The 18,516-nt window shown below is 63.9% G+C and carries 15 protein-coding genes; 7 read left to right on the top strand and 8 right to left on the bottom strand.

What is annotated here, in order from left to right:
* Positions 1 to 175 precede the first annotated feature (175 nt).
* Positions 176 to 1,447 (top strand): fumarylacetoacetase, encoded by a 1,272-nt coding sequence (gene fahA, locus A3AS_RS0132015; protein ID WP_018321569.1) that lies wholly within the window; start codon positions 176 to 178, stop codon positions 1,445 to 1,447.
* 102 nt (positions 1,448 to 1,549) lie between these two features.
* Here the strand turns inward: fahA and A3AS_RS0132010 are convergent, their stop codons facing one another.
* Both A3AS_RS0132010 and A3AS_RS0132005 read right to left on the bottom strand, forming a co-directional pair.
* The gene (locus tag A3AS_RS0132010; RefSeq protein WP_018321568.1) at positions 1,550 to 1,861 is read right to left on the bottom strand and encodes a DUF1272 domain-containing protein; all 312 of its coding nucleotides are present in this window, start codon (positions 1,859 to 1,861) and stop codon (positions 1,550 to 1,552) included.
* 72 nt (positions 1,862 to 1,933) lie between these two features.
* Positions 1,934 to 2,413 (bottom strand): Lrp/AsnC family transcriptional regulator, encoded by a 480-nt coding sequence (locus A3AS_RS0132005; protein WP_026202578.1) that lies wholly within the window; start codon positions 2,411 to 2,413, stop codon positions 1,934 to 1,936.
* A 123-nt stretch (positions 2,414 to 2,536) separates the two neighbouring features.
* On the opposite strand from A3AS_RS0132005, the gene hppD reads away from it, so the two are divergent.
* The gene (gene hppD / locus A3AS_RS0132000) at positions 2,537 to 3,652 is read left to right on the top strand and encodes a 4-hydroxyphenylpyruvate dioxygenase (RefSeq protein ID WP_018321566.1); all 1,116 of its coding nucleotides are present in this window, start codon (positions 2,537 to 2,539) and stop codon (positions 3,650 to 3,652) included.
* Between the two features lie 133 nt (positions 3,653 to 3,785).
* On the opposite strand, the gene A3AS_RS0131995 is transcribed toward hppD, so the two are convergent.
* The 4 genes from A3AS_RS0131995 to A3AS_RS0131980 form a co-directional block, all read right to left on the bottom strand.
* Positions 3,786 to 4,892 carry a CaiB/BaiF CoA-transferase family protein gene (locus A3AS_RS0131995; RefSeq protein WP_026202577.1) on the bottom strand — a complete coding sequence of 369 codons (1,107 nt, stop codon included), beginning with the start codon at positions 4,890 to 4,892 and terminating at the stop codon, positions 3,786 to 3,788.
* 196 nt (positions 4,893 to 5,088) lie between these two features.
* Positions 5,089 to 5,889 (bottom strand): xanthine dehydrogenase family protein subunit M, encoded by an 801-nt coding sequence (locus A3AS_RS0131990; RefSeq protein WP_018321564.1) that lies wholly within the window; start codon positions 5,887 to 5,889, stop codon positions 5,089 to 5,091.
* Positions 5,890 to 5,904: 15 nt separating this feature from the next.
* Positions 5,905 to 8,247, bottom strand: coding sequence for a xanthine dehydrogenase family protein molybdopterin-binding subunit (locus A3AS_RS0131985; RefSeq protein ID WP_018321563.1), 2,343 nt, complete (start codon positions 8,245 to 8,247; stop codon positions 5,905 to 5,907).
* Between the two features lie 83 nt (positions 8,248 to 8,330).
* Positions 8,331 to 8,816, bottom strand: a complete 486-nt coding sequence (locus A3AS_RS0131980) for a (2Fe-2S)-binding protein (RefSeq protein ID WP_018321562.1) — start codon at positions 8,814 to 8,816, stop codon at positions 8,331 to 8,333.
* Positions 8,817 to 9,743: 927 nt separating this feature from the next.
* On the opposite strand from A3AS_RS0131980, the gene A3AS_RS0131975 reads away from it, so the two are divergent.
* The 4 genes from A3AS_RS0131975 to A3AS_RS0131955 all read left to right on the top strand — a co-directional run bounded on the left by A3AS_RS0131975 (position 9,744) and on the right by A3AS_RS0131955 (position 14,371).
* On the top strand, positions 9,744 to 11,459 hold the full coding sequence (locus A3AS_RS0131975) for a PQQ-dependent methanol/ethanol family dehydrogenase (RefSeq protein ID WP_063707628.1): 1,716 nt from the start codon (positions 9,744 to 9,746) through the stop codon (positions 11,457 to 11,459).
* Positions 11,460 to 11,589: 130 nt separating this feature from the next.
* Complete coding sequence (locus A3AS_RS0131970) at positions 11,590 to 12,771, top strand: c-type cytochrome (RefSeq protein ID WP_026202575.1); 1,182 nt, start codon at positions 11,590 to 11,592, stop codon at positions 12,769 to 12,771.
* A gap of 108 nt (positions 12,772 to 12,879) precedes the next feature.
* The gene (locus tag A3AS_RS0131965) at positions 12,880 to 13,566 is read left to right on the top strand and encodes a response regulator transcription factor (RefSeq protein WP_049815047.1); all 687 of its coding nucleotides are present in this window, start codon (positions 12,880 to 12,882) and stop codon (positions 13,564 to 13,566) included.
* A 106-nt stretch (positions 13,567 to 13,672) separates the two neighbouring features.
* Positions 13,673 to 14,371 (top strand): response regulator transcription factor, encoded by a 699-nt coding sequence (locus A3AS_RS0131955; protein WP_018321558.1) that lies wholly within the window; start codon positions 13,673 to 13,675, stop codon positions 14,369 to 14,371.
* A gap of 40 nt (positions 14,372 to 14,411) precedes the next feature.
* Here A3AS_RS0131955 and A3AS_RS0131950 read toward each other — a convergent pair whose 3' ends face one another.
* Positions 14,412 to 15,770 (bottom strand): ATP-binding protein, encoded by a 1,359-nt coding sequence (locus A3AS_RS0131950; protein WP_018321557.1) that lies wholly within the window; start codon positions 15,768 to 15,770, stop codon positions 14,412 to 14,414.
* 10 nt (positions 15,771 to 15,780) lie between these two features.
* Entirely contained in the window at positions 15,781 to 16,947 is a 1,167-nt protein-coding gene (locus A3AS_RS0131945; protein WP_018321556.1) for an FIST N-terminal domain-containing protein, read from the bottom strand.
* 268 nt (positions 16,948 to 17,215) lie between these two features.
* Here A3AS_RS0131945 and A3AS_RS0131940 point away from each other — a divergent pair.
* Positions 17,216 to 18,516 (top strand): HAMP domain-containing protein (locus A3AS_RS0131940; RefSeq protein WP_157644441.1); only part of this gene is annotated, 1,301 nt, incomplete at its 3' end.

Here is an 18,516-nt window from a genome sequence, read left to right as displayed (position 1 = left end):
ACGCATGCAGCGAAGCGGAATATGGGACGGGGTGGGGTGACGGTCTCTCCGCAAGGAACACTGCCCGCGTTGAGAGATCACCCCACCCCGTCTCATATTTCGCTGCGCTCAATATGAGCCGTCCCTCCCCCTCCAGGGGAGGGTGACACCCTCACCGCTGCGCCACGGGAAACCAATGCCCCACCCCAACGACCCCAGCCTCCGCTCCTTCATTGAGATCGATTCCGCCTCCGACTTCCCGATCCAGAACCTGCCCTACGGCGTGTTCTCGACGGCGGCCAATCCGACGCCGCGCGTCGGTGTCGCGATCGGCGATTACGTGCTCGATCTCTGGGAGCTCGAGCAGGAATCCCGCCTCGATGTCGGCCCGCTCGGGGTGTTCTCCGGGCCCTCGCTCAATCCCTTCATGACGCTGGGGCCAAAGGTCTGGGCCAAGACCCGGGCGCGGATCAGTGAGCTTCTGCGGGCCGATCATCCTGAGCTGCGTGACAATGGGGAACTGCGTAGCCGCGCGCTCGTGCCGATGCGCGATGCCAGGCTGCATCTGCCGTTCGCCGTCTCCGGCTATACCGATTTCTATTCGTCGAAGGAGCACGCCACCAATGTCGGCGTGATGTTCCGCGGCAAGGACAATGCGCTGCAGCCAAACTGGCTGCATATGCCGATCGCCTATAACGGCCGCGCCTCGACAGTGGTGGTTTCAGGCACCCAGGTGAAGCGGCCGTACGGGCAGCTGAAGCCGCCGAATGTCGAGGTGCCGAGCTTCGGGCCCTGCAAGCGGCTCGATTTCGAGCTGGAGATGGGCGTCGTGATCGGCCAATCCTCGCCGATGGGCGGCATGCTGAGCGAGCAACAGGCCGAAGAGATGATCTTCGGCTTCGTGCTGCTCAACGACTGGAGCGCGCGCGATATCCAGCAATGGGAATATGTGCCGCTCGGTCCGTTCCTGGCCAAAGCGTTCGCGACCTCGATCAGCCCCTGGGTGGTGACGCGCGAGGCGCTGGAGCCGTTCCGCCTGAACGGACCGGAGCAGCAGCCGGTGCCGCTCGATTATCTCAGGCAGGGCAGGCCGCAGAATTACGATGTCGAGCTCGACGTCTCCTTGCGCGCCGCCGGCGCCAACGCGCCCGCCAGCATCAGCCGCACCAATTTCAAGTACATGTATTGGTCCTCGGTGCAGCAGCTCATGCACCACGCTTCCTCCGGCTGCGCCATGAATGTCGGCGATCTCTTAGGGTCCGGCACCATCTCCGGTCCGGAAAAGAACCAGCGCGGCAGCTTGCTCGAGATCAGCTGGAACGGCACCGAGCCGGTTGAATTGCCCGGCGGCGCCAAGCGCTCCTTCCTGGAAGACGGCGACAGCCTCGTGATGCGCGGCTGGTGCCAGGGCAACGGCTATCGCGTCGGCTTCGGCGAGGTGGAAGGGACGATTTTGGCGGCGGAGTGATTGCGGCGCGCTCCGGTCTCGTAGGGTGGGCAAAGCGAAGCGTGCCCACCATATCGATGATGTGGGCACGGCGCTAACGCGCCTTTGCCCACCCTACGAGATCTACCGCTTCTCTGGCGGCACGTCCCGGATCCGCGCGCAATGTGCCGCGACGTCCTCGACGCTGTATTTCAAATGCACCCGCTTGTCCGACGGCACCTGCTTGCTCGTGCACACGCCCGGCCGCCATTCCTGCGTCGGCCTGATCGGGCGCGGCGCAAAACCGCCGCCGCAGTTCGGGCAGACGTTGGAGAGTTTCGTCTCGACGCAATCCGCACAGAACGTGCATTCGTAGGAGCAGATCCGCGCATCAATTGCATCGGGCGGCAGGTCGCGGTCGCAATATTCGCAGTTCGGTCGAAGCTGGAGGGCCATGGCTGAATCTCCGGATTGGCCGGGATCATCGCAGATCGCGCGGGAAGCGCGAATGACGTAGTTCCCTCGATTTCAGCCGGCCTTGATCTCCCTGAGCGGCAATCGCGAGCTCTCCTTCAGCCTGTCGAGCACGATGGAAGAGCGCACATGCGCCACGCTCTGATGCGGCATCAAGACGTCGTTGACGAGGTTGGAGAGCCCTTTGAGATCGCGCAGCACCGCCTTCAGCACGTAGTCGGCGTCACCGGTGAGCGAATAGGCCTCCTGAATCTCGTCGATACGGCCAACCAATGCGCGAAACCGCTTCGAGTTATCCGGCGAGTGAGTCGCGAGCGTCACCTGGATGAAGGCGACCACGCCGAAGCCGAGTGCCTCGCTGGAGAGATCGGCGTGATAGCCCGCGATCACCTTCTCCTCCTCCAGCCGCATCCGCCGGCGCGAGCATTGCGAGGCCGAAAGCCCCGCGAGGTCGGCGAGCTCCTGGTTGGTGAGGCGGCCATCGTCCTGGAGCGCGCCCAGGATCCTCAGGTCGAAGGCGTCAACCGAAATCATGCGTTGTTTGTCCATTTCATGCACGGATCGTGCATATGATACCCAAAGACCGTCCCGTTTGCACGCTCATTGCGGGCTCCATGAAGGATAATTCCTCCCAGCAGCAATTTGGGAGAGCCGTCTATGGGACCGTTTCCGCACGATGCACCGCCGGCCACTGTTAGCGCCGACAATCCGATGGGCACCGACGGGTTCGAATTCGTCGAATATGCGCATCCCAATCCAGAAGAGCTGCATGCGCTGTTCAAGCTGATGGGCTATGCGCCCGTCGCGCGCCACAAGACCAAGAAGATCACGGTCTACCGCCAGGGCGACATCAACTATCTCGTCAACGAGGAGCCCGGCAGCCACGGTTACGAGTTCGTTGCCACGCACGGGCCCTGCGCCCCCTCGATGGCGTTCCGCGTCGTCGATGCGAAGGCGGCCTATGACCGTGCGATTTCGCTCGGTGCGGAGCCTGCCGATGTGTCATCGGCGCAGAAGACGCTCGATGTGCCCGCGATCAAGGGCATCGGCGGCAGCCTGCTCTATCTGGTCGACCGCTACGGTGCCAAAGGTTCGGCCTATGATGCCGAGTTCGAATGGCTCGGCGCACGCGATCCGCGGCCTGCCGGCGCTGGCCTGTTCTATCTCGACCATCTCACCCACAACGTCCACCGCGGCCGCATGGATGTCTGGGCCGGCTTCTATGAGAAGCTCTTCAACTTTCGCCAGATCCGCTTCTTCGACATCGAGGGCCGCGCCTCCGGACTGTTCTCCCGCGCGCTGACCAGCCCGGATGGCAAGATCCGGATTCCGATCAACGAGGATGCCGGCGATTCCGGCCAGATCGAGGAATATCTGAAGACCTATCGCGGCGAGGGCATCCAGCATATCGCCTGCGGCTGCCGCGATATCTACCGCACCATCGAAGACCTGCGCGACGCCGGTCTGCCGTTCATGCCGCCGCCGCCCGAGACTTATTTCGAGCGGATCGACGCGCGTCTGCCCAAGCATGGCGAGGATCTCGCGCGTCTCCAGAAGAACGGCATCCTGATCGACGGCGAGGGCGTGGTCGAGGGCGGCCAGACCAAGGTGCTGCTCCAAATCTTCTCGGCCAACGCGATCGGCCCGATCTTCTTCGAGTTCATCCAGCGCAAGGGCGACGACGGGTTCGGCGAGGGCAATTTCAAGGCTCTGTTCGAATCGATCGAGGAGGATCAGATCCGGCGCGGGGTGTTGAAGGTGGATGCGGCGTAGGTTCTAGCCTCACGCACGGTGCCGTAGGGTGGGCAAAGCGAAGCGTGCCCACGTCCCGCCCAGTTGATGCGAAGACGTGGGCACGGCGCTCCGCGCCTTTGTCCACCCTACGCGACCTTTGTCCGGGTGAGACTTACCTCTTCCACGCCTGCATCACCGCGCCGATTTCCGCCGGCTCCGGCTCACGCACCGCCGACGGTGTCCGCGAGAAGCGCGGCGCCGGGGCGGGCTGCTTCACGCCGTGGCGCTCGACGAACACGTTGCGGGCGACCATGTGCGGATGCTGGGTTGCTTCCGACATGGTCAGCACCGGCGCGAAGCAGATGTCGGTGCCTTCCATGATCTTGCACCAGTCCTCGCGCGTCTTGCTCTTGAACACGGCCTTCAGCTTCTCCTTCAGCGCCGGCCAGGCCTTGGGGTTCATCTGCGCGTCGAAATCGGCATCCGTCAGGCCCGCATGCTCGCGCAGCAGCGCGTAGAACTGCGGCTCGATCGAGCCGATCGAGACGAAGTGCCCGCAGGCACATTCATAGGCGCCGTAGAAGTGCGCGCCGCCGTCGAGGAAGTTCTGGTTGCGCCCTTCGGTCCAGCGGCCGAGCGTGGTCATGTCGAAGAAGAACGACATCAGCGAGGCCGCCCCGTCGCACATCGCGGCATCGACGACCTGGCCCTTGCCGGATCGCTGCGCTTCCAGCAGGGCTGCGAGCACGCCGACGACGAGATAGAGCGCGCCGCCGCCGAAATCGCCGACCAGATTGAGCGGCGGCACCGGTGCTTCCTTCGTGCCGATGGCGGCCAGCGCGCCGGTGATGGAGATGTAATTGATGTCGTGGCCGGCCGCGTTGGCGAGCGGGCCTTCCTGGCCCCAGCCGGTCATGCGGCCATAGACCAGTTTGGGATTGCGAGCGAGCACGACGTCCGGCCCGAGCCCGAGCCGCTCCATCACGCCGGGCCGAAAGCCCTCGACCAGCGCATCGGCGCTGGCAAGCAGGTCGAGCACCTCTGCGATCGCCGCCTTGTCCTTCAGGTCGAGCTCGATTACCTTGCGGCCGCGTCCCGCCACCGACTTCATGCTCTTCTTCGCGCCGACCCGGTCGAGCGTGACGACGTCGGCGCCCATGTCCGCCAGCATCATGCAGGCGAACGGGCCAGGGCCGATGCCGGCGAATTCGACGATGCGGAAGCCCGAGAGCGGGCCGGAGGCGCGGACGGTCGAGGTGGGCGCTGATTTGTCGAGCACGTTGTTGTTTCCTCGGGTCGCGGGCGGATGCCGATGGTTCGGCATCGCCGCTGACATTATTCTTGGAGCGAGTTAATCGGCTGATTAACTTTTCTCGCCTTCATGCCAGCGAGGCAAGCGCTTTTGATGCCGCACCGCCAAAATAAAACGGCGCGCACCGAAGTGCGCGCCGCGGAAAATTTGTGTCGAGGCGCTATCAGCGCGCCGCGGCCACCGCGCGCTGCGCCATCACCTTGACGAGGTTGGCGCGGTACTCGGCAGTGCCGTGGATGTCAGCCAGCAATCCGCTCGCCGAAATGCTGACGCCATCGATCGCCGACGGCGACCAGTTCGCCTTCAGCGCGGCTTCAATCGCAGGCACCCGCATCACACCGGATTGCGAGGCACCAGTCGCGGCGACGCGAACCTCGCCCGATTTGGTCTGCGCGACGAACACGCCGGTCAGCGCAAAGCGCGAGGCCGGATGCCGCATCTTCTCGTAGCCTGCTTTCGCCGGCACCGGGAACGACACGGCGGTGATGATCTCGCCGTCTTCGAGCGCCGTGGTGAACAGGCCCTGGAAGAAGTCCTCGGCCGAGATCGACCGCTTGTTGGTCTTCACGGTGGCGCCGAGTGCGAGCAGTGCGGCGGGGAAATCCGCGGCGGGATCGTTGTTGGCGATCGAGCCGCCGATCGTACCGCGGTAACGCACGGCGGGGTCGCCGAGCACCGAGGTGAGATAGGCGATCGCAGGAATCGCCTTCTTCACATCGGCATTGGTCATGATGTCGTAATAGATCGTGGCGGCCTTGATGGTCAGCGTGTCGCCCGACAATTCGACGCCCTGCAGCTCCTTGATCTTCCCGAGGTCGATCACGTCGGACGGGCTTGCGAGGCGCTGCTTCATCACAGGCAGCAGCGTCTGGCCGCCGGCAAGGAACTTGGACTCGCTGCCCTTGGCGAACAGGCTTGCAGCCTCGTCGACCGAGGAAGCGCGATGATAGGTGGTCTGGTACATCTTCGTTCCTCCCTCTTAAGCCGCGTTGATCGTGCGCCACACCCGATCAGGGGTTGCGGGCATTTCCAGATTGTTCTTGCCGATCGCATCCGTGATCGCGTTGATCACGGCCGCAGAGGCGCCGATCGCGCCGGCCTCACCGCAGCCCTTGATGCCCAGGGGATTGCCCGGGCAAAGGGTCGTGGTGTGGGAGAGGTTGAAGGAGGGCACGTCGTCGGCGCGCGGCATGGCGTAATCCATGAACGAGGCCGTGACCGGCTGGCCGTTGGCGTCGTAGATCGCGTGCTCGAGCAGCGCCTGCCCGATGCCTTGAACAAGGCCGCCATGGACCTGGCCCTCGACGATCATCGGGTTGATCAGCCGGCCGAAATCGTCGGCCGCGACGAAGTTGACGAAGGACGTCTTGCCGGTGCCGGGATCGACCTCGAGCTCGCAGATATAGGTGCCGGCCGGGAAGGTGAAGTTGGTCGGATCGTAGAAGGCGCTCTCCTTCAGACCCGGCTCCATCCCGTCAGGCAGATTGTGCGCGGTGTAGGCCGCGAGCGCGACCATCGGCAGGGCAATCGCCTTGTCGGTGCCGGTCACCTTGAACTCGCCGTTCTCGATGACGATGTCCGCTTCGGACGCTTCCAGCGCGTGCGCGGCGATCTTCTTGGCCTTGGACTCCATCTTCTCCATGGCCTTCAGGATCGCGGTGAGGCCGACGGCCGCCGAGCGCGAGCCGTAGGTGCCCATGCCGAACTGCACCTTGTCGGTGTCGCCATGGACGATCGAGACCTGGCTGATGGGAACGCCGAGGCGATCCGCGACGAGCTGGCAGAACGTCGTCTCGTGGCCCTGGCCGTGGCTGTGCGATCCCGTCAGGATCTCGATGGTGCCGACCGGGTTGACGCGCACCTCGGCCGATTCCCACAGGCCGACGCCGGCGCCGAGGCTGCCGACCGCCTTCGACGGCGCGATGCCGCAGGCCTCGATGTAGCAGGACACGCCGATGCCGCGCAGCTTGCCTTGCGACTTGGCTTGCGCCTTGCGCGCGGCGAAGCCGGCATAGTCGATCGCCTTCATGGCGGCATCGAGCGAGGCGTTAAAGTCGCCGGTGTCGTAGGCCATGATGACGGGCGTCTGGTGCGGGAACTGGGTGATGAAGTTGGTCCGGCGCAGCTCGGCCGGATCGACCTTGAGCTGCCGCGCCGCCGTTTCCATCAGCCGCTCGATCAGATAGCTCGCCTCGGGGCGGCCCGCGCCGCGATAGGCGTCGACCGGCGTGGTGTTGGTGTAGACCCCGATCACCTCGGCATGGATCGCCGGGATGTTGTACTGGCCCGACAGTAGCGTCGCGTAGAGATAGGTCGGCACCGAGGACGAGAACAGCGACATGTAGGCGCCGAAATTGGCGTAGGTCTTCACCTTGAAACCGGTGATCTTGTTGTTGGCGTCGAACGCCATCTCGGCATGGGTCACATGGTCGCGGCCGTGCGCGTCGGTGAGGAAGGCCTCGGTGCGGTCGCCGGTCCACTTCACGGGACGGCCGACCTTCTTGGAGGCCCACAGCGCCACCATCTCTTCGGGATAGATGAAGATCTTGGAGCCGAAGCCGCCGCCGACATCAGGAGCGATCACGCGCAGCTTGTGCTCGGGGGCGATGTTGTAGAACGCCGAGAGCACGAGGCGGGCGACGTGCGGGTTCTGCGAGGTCGTATAGAGCGTGAAATGCTCTTCCGCCGCGTCGTAATCGGCGATCGCCGCGCGCGGCTCCATCGCGTTCGGGGCGAGGCGGTTGTTGGTGACGTCGAGCTTGACCACATTGGCGGCCTTGGCGAAGGCGGCATCGGTGGCGCCCTCGTCGCCGATCACCCAGTCATAGACCTGGTTGCCGGGAGCTTCGGGGTGAAGCTGCGGCGCGCCAGACTTGATCGCGGCCTGGACGTCGGCGACTGCGGGAAGTTCCTCGTAATCAACGACGACGGCCTCGGCCGCATCGCGCGCCAGATTCTTGCTTTCGGCGATCACGACCGCGACGGCCTGCCCGACGAAGCGCACCGTCTCCGGCGCCATCGCCGGCCATGCGCCCATCTTCATCGGGCTGCCGTCCTTGGAGGTGATGGCCCAGCCGCAAATGAGATTGCCGACCTTGTCGTCGACAATCTCTCGGCCCGTGAGCACGGCGACCACGCCAGGCATCTTCAGCGCGGCGGAGGAATCTATCCCCTTCACCTTGGCGTGGGCGTGCGGGCTGCGGATGAAATGGGCATGGGTCATGCCCACCAATTTGATGTCGTCCACGTACCGGCCCTTGCCGGTGATGAAACGCTTGTCTTCCTTGCGCACGACGCGCGCGCCGATACCTTCAACACCCATGTCTGGTCCTCCCGACCGGAAATTTCTTTGACCGCGCTTTCCCTCGAAAGCTGCAGCCGTGGTTCTTTTCGAGGCGCGCCGCTTTACTCGGCCGCCTGCGAGACCTTCATGCGCCCGGCTGCATCCAGCACGGCTTTGACGATGTTGTGGTAGCCGGTGCAGCGGCAGATATTGCCTTCGAGCTCGGTGCGGACGGTGGCTTCGTCGAGCTGACCACCATGGCGGTGCACGATGTCGATCGCCGACATGATCATGCCCGGCGTGCAATAGCCGCATTGCAGGCCATGATTGTCGCGGAAGGCGGCCTGCATCGGGTGCAGCTCGTCGCCCTTGGCGATGCCTTCGATGGTGGTGATGCTGGCGCCGTCGGCCTGGCCCGCCAGCATGGTGCAGGATTTCACCGCTCGGCCGTCCATGTGCACGACACAGGCGCCGCACTGGCTGGTGTCGCAGCCGACATGGGTCCCCGTGAGATTGAGATGATCGCGCAGCAGTTGGACCAGCAGCGTGCGGTCCTCGACGTCGACAGCAACGGCCTTGCCGTTCACTGTCAGTTTGACTGTAGACACGGTGTCGTCCTCCCAGAATGTTTGTAGTTATTCCAATTAGAAACAGCGCGATGAAACTTTGCAACTGGGATTTTGGGTCGCCGGGTGTCACGAAACGGTCGTCGAGGCGCCGCGATCAGACAACACCGATCCGTGTCGCCGCCAGTGCATGGCGCGACCTGTCTGAAACTTGCAAGAAGATGGTCTCTCGCGTCTTCCGCGGCGTCCTGCTCTGCCATCGCGCGAAGGCTGCTCGCCCCGTGGATGTCGGTCCTGGCGCCGCCGATTGTCTCTCCCTTGGGACGACTCCTGTCGTCGCTCCGCAAATAGGAGCACGGCCGGGCAACTTTGTAATCGCGATCTTGGTAGTAGGGTTTTTCACGATAAGTCATTGATTTTATTGGAATGTTTATCCGCCATGACGAGCCGGACCGGCTTGGCCGGCCTGCCGGGAGGCGGCCTGCCCAAGTCCGCCCTGATCCCTGGCGATCGATGGACGCGAAGAAGACAACCAATCTCTCGAGATGGTTTCGCCGCCGAGCATCACCCTCGTGCCTGAATGCGGGCCGGTCAAAGCGAGCTGCAACGATACAGCGACATTGACGGATATTGTAACCGCTCAGCAGCCCTCGCCGCGGTTGAGCCGTCGTCGTGATTTGCGGTCGTCGCTGATGCCGACTTTCGACGGAACGCGCGGATGGCCACACGATGTTGCCGCAATCCGATCGCTGGTTTGGAGCTGCCAACAAGCGACAAGAAACGAGTGCCGACAACGAGATGAGTGGCCAAGCCTGACAACGATTTGCACTACTACCTTCCGCCTATACTAAGCGCGAAAAGGCGATGCTGTAATTTCCGTGATGGTTCGCAGTCGAACTGCGTATCGAAAAGCGCAAAAGCGCATCGGCGCTCAACGTGGCGCGCAAAGCAACATCACGGAGGGAATAAATGACCTTTGGAACGAGGGGCTTCTTGGCCGGCATTTCGATGATCGCGATGCTGGGCGCCGGCACGGTTGGCGTTCGCGCCAACGATTCACTGCTCAAAGCGCAATCCGATTCCAATCAATGGGCGGTCGCGGGCCACGACTACGCCAACACGCGATTCAGCCCGCTCAACCAGATCAACGCCGAGAACGCCGGCAAGCTGTCGCTTGCCTATTCGTTCTCGCTTGCATCGCTGCGCTCGAACGAATCCTCGCCGATCGTCATCGGCAACACGTTGTACGTCTCGACATCATGGGGACCGAAATACGTCTATGCGCTCGACGCTGCGACCGGCGCGCGAAAGTGGACCTACGAGCCGGAGATTCCGGACGACGTGCTGCAATACGCCTGCTGCGACGTGAACAATCGCGGTGTCTCCTACGCCGACGGCAAGATCTTCGTCGGCCGGCTCGACGGCAAGTTGACCGCGCTCGACGCCGCGACGGGCAAGGCGCTGTGGACGGCGAAGGTGGTCGATTACAAGCAGGGCTCGGTCATCACCTCGCCGCCGCTGGTCGTGCGCGACAAGGTCATCACCGGCTTCGGCGGTGGCGAGTACGGCGTGCGCGGCGCGCTTCAGGCCTTCGACATCAACACCGGCAAGCTCGCCTGGCAGACCTATACCGTTCCGACGCCGGAGGAGCCCGGCGGCGATACCTGGAAGGGCGATTCCGCGCAGCATGGCGGCGGCGCGGCCTGGCTGGTCGGCTCTTATGATCCCAAGACCGATACCGTGTATTGGGGCACCAGCAATCCCGGGCCGTGGAACACTGCCGTGCGCTCGACCGGCAACGGCGATTTCGGCAAGCTGACCAATCTCTACACGGCCTCGACGCTGGCGCTCGACCCGAACACCGGCAAGATCAAATGGCATATCCAGACCACACCTGCCGACGCCTGGGATTATGACGGCGTGAACGAAGCCGTGCTCGCCGACCTCAACATCGGCGGCAGCAACGTTCCGGCGCTGATGAAGGCGGATCGCAACGGATTCTTCTTCGTCGCCAACCGCGAGACCGGCAAGGTTCTCTCGGCGGAGAAGTATGTCTTCTCGAACTGGGCGCAGAAATTCGATCTCGCCACCATGCGCGCGGTCGAGGATCCCGACAAGCGTCCGGGCCCCGGCCATCCCGCCAAGGACATCTGCCCCAATTTGATCGGCGGCAAGAACTGGCAACCGATGTCGTTCAACCCGCAGACCGGCCTCGTCTACATTCCCTCCAACAATGTCTGCATGGATTGGTCGGTCAGCGACGTCGCCTACAAGCGCGGCGTGTTCTATCTCGGAGCCGAATTCCCGACCAAGGAAGGCCCCGGTGGCTTCCTCGGCGAGCTCGTGGCCTGGGATCCCGTCAACCAGAAGAAGGTCTGGTCCATCAAGGAAGACCTGCCCTTCAATGGCGGGACGCTGACCACTGGCGGCGGCCTGGTGTTCGCCGGCAACATCCATGGCGATTTCCGTGCCATCGATGCGAAATCCGGCAAAATGCTCTGGAGCAAGAATCTCGGCTCCGGCATCGGCGCGGGCCCTGTGACCTACATGGTCGACGGCAAGCAATACGTCGCCATCGTCGTCGGCCGCACGGCAGCGCTGCCCGCGTTCCTGGGCGAGGTTGGCAAGAAGATGACGGCTGCAGCTCCCGAGGGCGGCTCGCTCTTCGTGTTCTCCGTCCAGTGACTACTGGCGCGTGTATCCCCGAGTGACGGGATACACGCGCTCTTTTCCCAAAATGTGATCGCGTCGTTGCGGCCGAGGCCAGGCCTTGTCCCAACGTCACGCCAACGATGCCCAACCACGGGAGGTGAGGATGCGTCCAAATCGTTCTGGCCTTGGCCACAGCAGACGTCGCGCCATCGCAGCTTTGCTCGCATGTGTTGCCGGCTCCGCGCTCATCGTGCCAGCCGCCCCGAGCCGCGCGAACGAAGTGCAGCCGTTCCGGCTCTGTGCCGATCCGACCAATCTTCCGTTCTCGAGCAACAGCCCCTCGCAACCCGGCCTCTATGTCGAGATCGGGCAGGCGCTGGCGCGGGCGCTCGGGCGGCCGATCGCCTACGACTGGTACAAATCGTATTTCGGCAAGCGCACTGTCCGCGTCACACTGCTCGGCAAGCAATGCGACGCCATGATCGGCCTGCCGCGCTCCGAGGATTTCATGGGGCCGGCCGTGATCTTCTCGAGCACGGTTGCGCGTGAAGGCTATGCCCTCGTGACCGCAAAGGACCGGACGATCTCAGGGGTCGACGATCTCCGGGGCAAACGGGTCGCCGTGCAGTTCGCCAGCACGCCGCAAAACCTTCTGGCGATGCGTGACGACATCCAGAAGGTGACGGTGCTGTCGCCCGAGGAAGGCATGCAGGCGCTCGATCGGGGCAAGGCCGACGTCGCCTTTATCTGGGGACCCGTGGCCGGCTGGCTGAACAAGACCGTCTACCAGGATCGCTATCGCGTTCAGCTCACCGAAGGCGAAGGTTTGTCGTGGGACGCGGCGATCGGCTTCGCGAAGGCCTCGACAGAGCTGCGCGACCAGATCGATGCGGTCTTGCCGGACCTCGAGCGGACCATCGCCGACCTCAAGGTGAAGTATGGCCTGCCGACCGGTCAGCCTCTCCGCCTCAGCGCCGTGCAGACACCGGCGGGAACGACGACCGGCGCCGGGACCGGCGTGGCGCTAGTGGCCAACGTCGTCGCGACCGAGACCAAGGGCGACGCGCTGGCGTCAAATGCCGAAGCTGTCGGTCAGGGCAAGGAGATCTTCAACGGTACCTGTGCGCATTGCCATGGTCCCGACGCGATCCAGAGCGAGCGGAAGATCGATCTGAGGCTGCTGCGTCACCGCTACGGCGACGAGATGCGAGAGAAATTCTTGACCACGGTGCATGAGGGACGTCCGGCCAAGGGCATGCCGTCCTGGAAAGAGGTCTTCACCGACAGCCAGTTCGACAACATCTACGCCTTTCTGCTGACGGTTCAGGTCGAATCGAACGACTGAATGGTCTTGACCGGACGGCATCGGGGAGATGTTCTAGGGTCCGTTTCGCATCTATCGGCACCAACGTCCGATGGATGCGCCCGCGCGATGGACCCCGGGGAAGGTGCCATGACCAGCTTCCTGATCATCGATGATCACCCGCTGTTTCGCGAGGCGCTCGGCAATGCCGTGCGGCTGGCGTTGCCGGAGGCCCGCATTCTGGAAGCGATGTCGATCGAGGACGCCTTGCGGGTGCTTTCGGTCGAACGCGGGATCGACCTGGCGCTGCTCGATCTTTCGCTTCCCGACGCAACCGGCTTCTCCGGCTTTCTCAGGCTGCGCGAGACCTATCCGCGCCTGCCGGTCGCCATCGTCTCGAGCGAGGAGGATCAGCATTTGGTCCGCGAGGCGCTGGCGCTGGGTGCTGCCGGCTATCTGCCAAAATCCACATCCAAGCGCGAGCTCGCGCAATCGATCGAAGGCGTGCTCGGCGGATCGGTGTCCGTGCCGAAGGATTTCGTGGCAGAGCCGCAGCGGAAGCGGGCCGACAGCAGCAAGGCACTCAAGGTCAAGCTCCGCGAACTGACGCCGCAGCAGCTTCGCGTGCTCGATCTGCTTCGTCGCGGCTATCCGAATCGGCAGATCGCGCAGGAGCTTCAACTCGCCGAATCGACCGTGAAGGCGCACATCACCGAGATCCTGCGCAAGCTCGGACTGTTCAGCCGCAACAAGGCGATCGTCGAGATCGGTAAGGTCGATCTGCCGGATCCGCGGCAGCGGCCCCAGCTAAGGACCGATCGCGGGAGGCCGCAATGAGCTGCTGGTCCGACTTGATCTGGATCAAGCCGGGTTGCTCCGGCGACGGCATGCTCGCCGGTCTGATCGCTGACTTCGGTGACGAGCTGGGAACGGCCCAAATCTGATGCGGTTTCTGATTGTCGAGGATCATCCGCTGTTTCGCGAGGCGCTCGAAGGGGCGCTGCAAATGGCGACGCCGGATGCCGATATGCTTCAGGCCACCTCGATCGACGGTGCGCTCGAATTGTTGGCGTCGAGACCCGATGTCGACCTCATTCTCCTCGACCTGTCGATACCCGGGACGACCGGACTGTCCGGCATCATCCGCATCCGCAAGGCGTTTCCCCGCATTCCCGTCGTCATCGTGTCGGGGCACCAGGACGCCCAGATCATCTCGGGCGCATTGTCGCTCGGCGTATCCGGCTACATCCTCAAATCCTCGTCCAAGCAGGAGCTGGCGCATTCGATCAGCGAAGTCGTGCGCGGCGCGGTGTGTCTGCCGGCCGCTTTTCGCGCATTGGCCCGCCCGCAGCGCTCGCCGATCGCGGCCCAGGATCTCCTGAAGCGCCTTCACGATCTGACGCCGCAGCAATTGCGCGTCCTTGAAATGCTCAAGCGCGGCCTGCAGAACAAGCAGATCGCCTTTGAGCTGAAGATTTCCGAGACCACCGTGAAGGTTCACGTCTCGGATATCCTGCGCAAGCTGAACGTGCTGAGCCGCACCAAGGCGATCGTCGAAATGTCGAAGATCGATTTTGCCACGCTGGCGGGCTCCGGAGCTGCCGCGAAGCGCGACCGCGCCCGGACCGATCCGCCCGCATGATGCAGCCTCTATCGCCGTCGATGCGGCGCGGGGTGATGAACTAGCTCAGCAGGAACGACAGCAGTGCGCGCATTTCCGCCGGCCTGATCGGCTTCTTCAGCACTTCCAGCCCATAGCGGCTGGCTTCCGCCGCAGCCTTTTCGGAATAATCCGCGGTGATGATCATCGCCGGCACGTCCGAGTTCAACTGGCGCCGGATTTCCTCGACGGCCGACAATCCGCTTTCGCCGTGATCGAGATGGAGATCGGCGATGATGGCGTCCGGCGAGCCGCCTAGCTCACTCAAACGCTGGGCGGCGTCCGCGGCGGATCTCGTGGTCGCGACATCGCAGCCCCATCCCTCCAGCAAGGCGGCCAGCGCCTCCGCGCCCGAGGCGTCGTTCTCGATGAGCAGGATCTTGGCCCCTCCCAGAGCGCCATAGTGCAGATCGGCGGGCTTCATTTCCTGGAGATCGTCGCTGACATCGGCGCGATCGGCCGGCTCCAGGTCGAGCACAAAGGTCGATCCCCGGCCGACATGCGACGACAGCCGCACCTCGTGCCCGAGCGCCGTCGCGAAGCGGCGCACGATCGAAAGTCCGAGACCGAAGCCGGCCTGGTCGGTCGCGCTCGCATCGCCGCGCTGGAACTCCCGGAAGATCGCCTCCTGCTGCGCTTGCGCAATTCCGGGTCCGGTATCGGAGACCTGGATCGCGATGCGATCGCCACGCCGCCTGCATCCCAGGATGACGCCGCCGCTGCGGGTATAGCGGATCGCATTCGCGAGAAGGTTTTGCAGGATCCTCCGGAGCATCAGCGGGTCGGACAGGACCGCAAGCGGCGAGGTGCGGATGCGCAGGGACAGTCCCTGCCTCCAGGCGATCGGCTCGAACTCGTCGCGGAGCTGGTCGAGCAGCGGCTTAAGCGCGATCGGCCGCACGTCGGGCCGGAGCGCGCCCGCATCGAGCTTCGCGATCTCTAGAAGCGAGCGCAGCAGGTCTTCCAGCGTGACCAGGGACCGGTCGACCTGGTCGATGAGCAGGCCCGCTTCCTGCGACTCCATCATCTCGGTGAGTGCCGACAGGGTCAGGCGCGCCGCGTTCAGCGGCTGGAGGAGATCGTGGGTGACCGAAATCAGCACGGATGATTTCAGCGAGCTTGCAGCCTCCGCCTGCTGCTTGGCGCGGTACAGGCCTTCATTGGCCCGTTCGACCGAACGCAGAGCATCCCGCAACTGATGGGTCCGGTCGCGAATCTGATGGTCGAGCGCAATTGCCGTTTCGAACAGCGAGAACGCATTGAGCTGCTGATCCATCGACCGCTCGACGCGGGACATCAGCGCCGCATTGATCTTCTTCAGCTTGACGGACTCCCGCCGGAGCTGCTCGATCGTTTCGGCATCCTGCCAGGTCTCTGCCACATTGGCTCCGTTACGTCGGCCGCCTGCCGATGGCGACGCCGGTGAAGGTCTGGTTCACGTGCATCGAGCCGAACTGTTCGCCGTAGGTATGGAAACCGACGACGCGGTTCTGCCGGTACAGCTCGGACATTTCGCGTGAGAGCTGGTGCTGCTCGGCATCCAGCCGGCGCAGCAGGCATTCGAAGCCAATATAGAGAGAGACGTCACCGATCTGGTCGCGGGTTTCCGCGAAGGCGTCGCGGGTGGCTCCGACCAGGCTGCACGAGGTTGCCGTCGTCAGCACCATGCCCTCATCGATCGCACAGAAGAAGCGCAGCGAGCCGTCGGGATCGACGCGCTGGATCGACCGCGCATAATAGGACCCGCCGACCCGGACCAGCACCGGATGGGAGGCGAAGGAGAACGGGTCGAGCTTGGCGTCGATGATTCCGACGGCGCGGGAATATTCCGCGGCGGCAGGCTCGGCGTTCAATTCCTTGACGACGCGCTGCTCGATATCGGCCTCGGTGACCACCATCTTCTGTGTGGTGGGCTCGAAATTGTCGCATTTGAACACGCGGAACGGCAGCGACGTGTTGAGGAGAATGAGGAGAGCCGCGTCGGTGTGGGCCCTGCCGTCGAAGAACACCCAGGTCCTTTCGAAGCGCAGGCCGTCGCCGGCCGACCCGCCGACGATCGGGATATTGTCGAGCGAGGCATAGAGGGCGGACATCACAGCCTCCTCGCGGCGGCACATGCCGTCGATCAGCACCAGGCCGAACGGGTTGCCGCCGCCGACCTCCGAGGTCGTCCGCAGCAACTCGTGGCGAAGCTCGCTGCCGATCCGGCGGCCGTCCTCGACGTGGAAATTGGCGAGATTCAGGATCGGCCGGACCACGGCGTTGAAGTCGGCCTGGCTGAACGTCATCGCGACAACGCTGTTCTCGTCCCAGCCGTCCGGCGCCAGCTCGCCGGCCGTCGTGCAGCCGCAGACCGGCGTGTCCGCAAAGTGTCTCGTGATCTCGGCGATGAACCGATGAGGATCGTAGCAGGGGGAGAGGAAGACCAGGACCAGGGCCAGCTCGTCCGACGGAAGCTGGGCGACCAGCTCGGCAACGGCCTCGTCGACGGTCGGAGCCTTCGATTTCGCGACCGCAACGCCGGACGAACCGCCAAACCGAAGATCGGCCTGCCCCACTTCGTTTCTCTCCTCAAGGACCGGCTTGGTCTGTCGCCAAGATCTGCCGCCAAGTGCCGAAAACACTAGGGCTTTTCCAGTCTACCCGCAACATCGCGCGGTCTCCGGCCCGGACTGGAAATTGCCGGTCTGGTGCTTGCGCAGCCCGGGATAGCGGTCCGGAGGAATTTACCGCCCCTTGACGATTCTGCCTTAGTTTTGCGCATGCGGTCGGGGAGGCGGGGCGCCTTCGGATCGCGGCTGTTTGGAATGAATAATGGGGGTGGGAATGTCCGGGCGTATCGCGTCGCCGTCAAAGCGCACAATATTTCCCACCCTGAGGTTCCGCGCCAAGATCATCCTGGGCTTTGCGGTCGTGCTGGCGATCTCCGCCGGCAGCATGGCCTTCTCCTATTTCGGCTTCGAGCGAGTCTCCGCCGGGGTCGGGTCCTACCGTAGCAGCGTGTCGGAGGCGGACCTCGCCCGCAACATCGACCGCGAGCTGCTCGGCTACTGTTCGGCCGTCAAATATTTCGTCGTGACCGGCAAGGAAGATGACGCCAAGGCGGCGCTCGAGGCCGAGGCCAGCCTGAAGAATGCCATCGACCGGGCCGTCAAGAGCGCCAAGACCCCGGCGCGGAAGGAGAGTCTCGACAAGCTCGCCAAGGAGTTCGCGAATTTCTCCGCAACCTTCGGCAAGGTTCTGCAGGCCAAGCGTGACAGCACGTTGCTGGTGCAGAACCAGCTGCAGCGCCAAGCCAATCTCCTGAAGTACAAGCTCGACGACCTCGGCAACAACGCTTCCGATTCCGAGGCGCAGGCGATCGAGTTCGGCACCAAGCAGGTCAACGCTCAGTTCCAAACCGCGAGTGCTGCAGCCACCAATTTCGTGCTGACGTCCGATCAGGTCATCGCGACCAGCGCGCTGGCGCGGCTGAAATTCGTCGAGAACTCGCTCGGCGCGGTCTATTCCATGGACGACAAGATCGTCGCCGGCCTGAAGGAGGCCAAGACCATCCTCGGCGCCTATCGCGAGGCGTTGGAGAAGCTGATCGCCAACGCCAAGATGGTCGACGAACTCGTCACCGAGATGAGCGGCTCGGCTGGTGCGATCCAGCAAGGCGCGACCGCCATGAAGGCGGACCTCGTCGCCGAACAGCAGCGGCTGGACACGGAGTCTGAAGCGACAATCGGGCAGACCGAGCAATTGGTGCTGATGCTGGCCATTGGCGGTACGCTGCTTGGTGCGGTCCTCGCCTTCCTGCTTGGCACCGGCATCTCGCGTCCGATGATCGCGATGTGCAAGGCGATGCGCGAGCTGGCCTCGGGCAATTTCGACGTCGTGCTGCCCGGTCTCGGCCGCAAGGACGAGATCGGCGAGATGGCCGGCGCGGTCGAGGAGTTCAAGGTCCAGGCCGTGGCAAAAGCCGAGCGCGATGCCGCCGCCAGCGAAGCCCAGAACAGGGAGGCGAGCGCTGCCCGCCGCTCCGAGCTGATCCGCTTTGCCGATGATTTCGAGAGCGCGGTCGGCGCCATCGTCTCCAACGTGTCGGCCTCGGCCGTGCAGCTGGAATCGGCGGCGTCCACGCT

Source organism: Bradyrhizobium sp. WSM2793, from assembly GCF_000379585.1.
In the GTDB taxonomy this organism is placed as follows: domain Bacteria; phylum Pseudomonadota; class Alphaproteobacteria; order Rhizobiales; family Xanthobacteraceae; genus Bradyrhizobium.
Note: the sequence above shows the minus strand (reverse complement) of the source record. Positions and strands in the feature narration are given on the sequence as shown.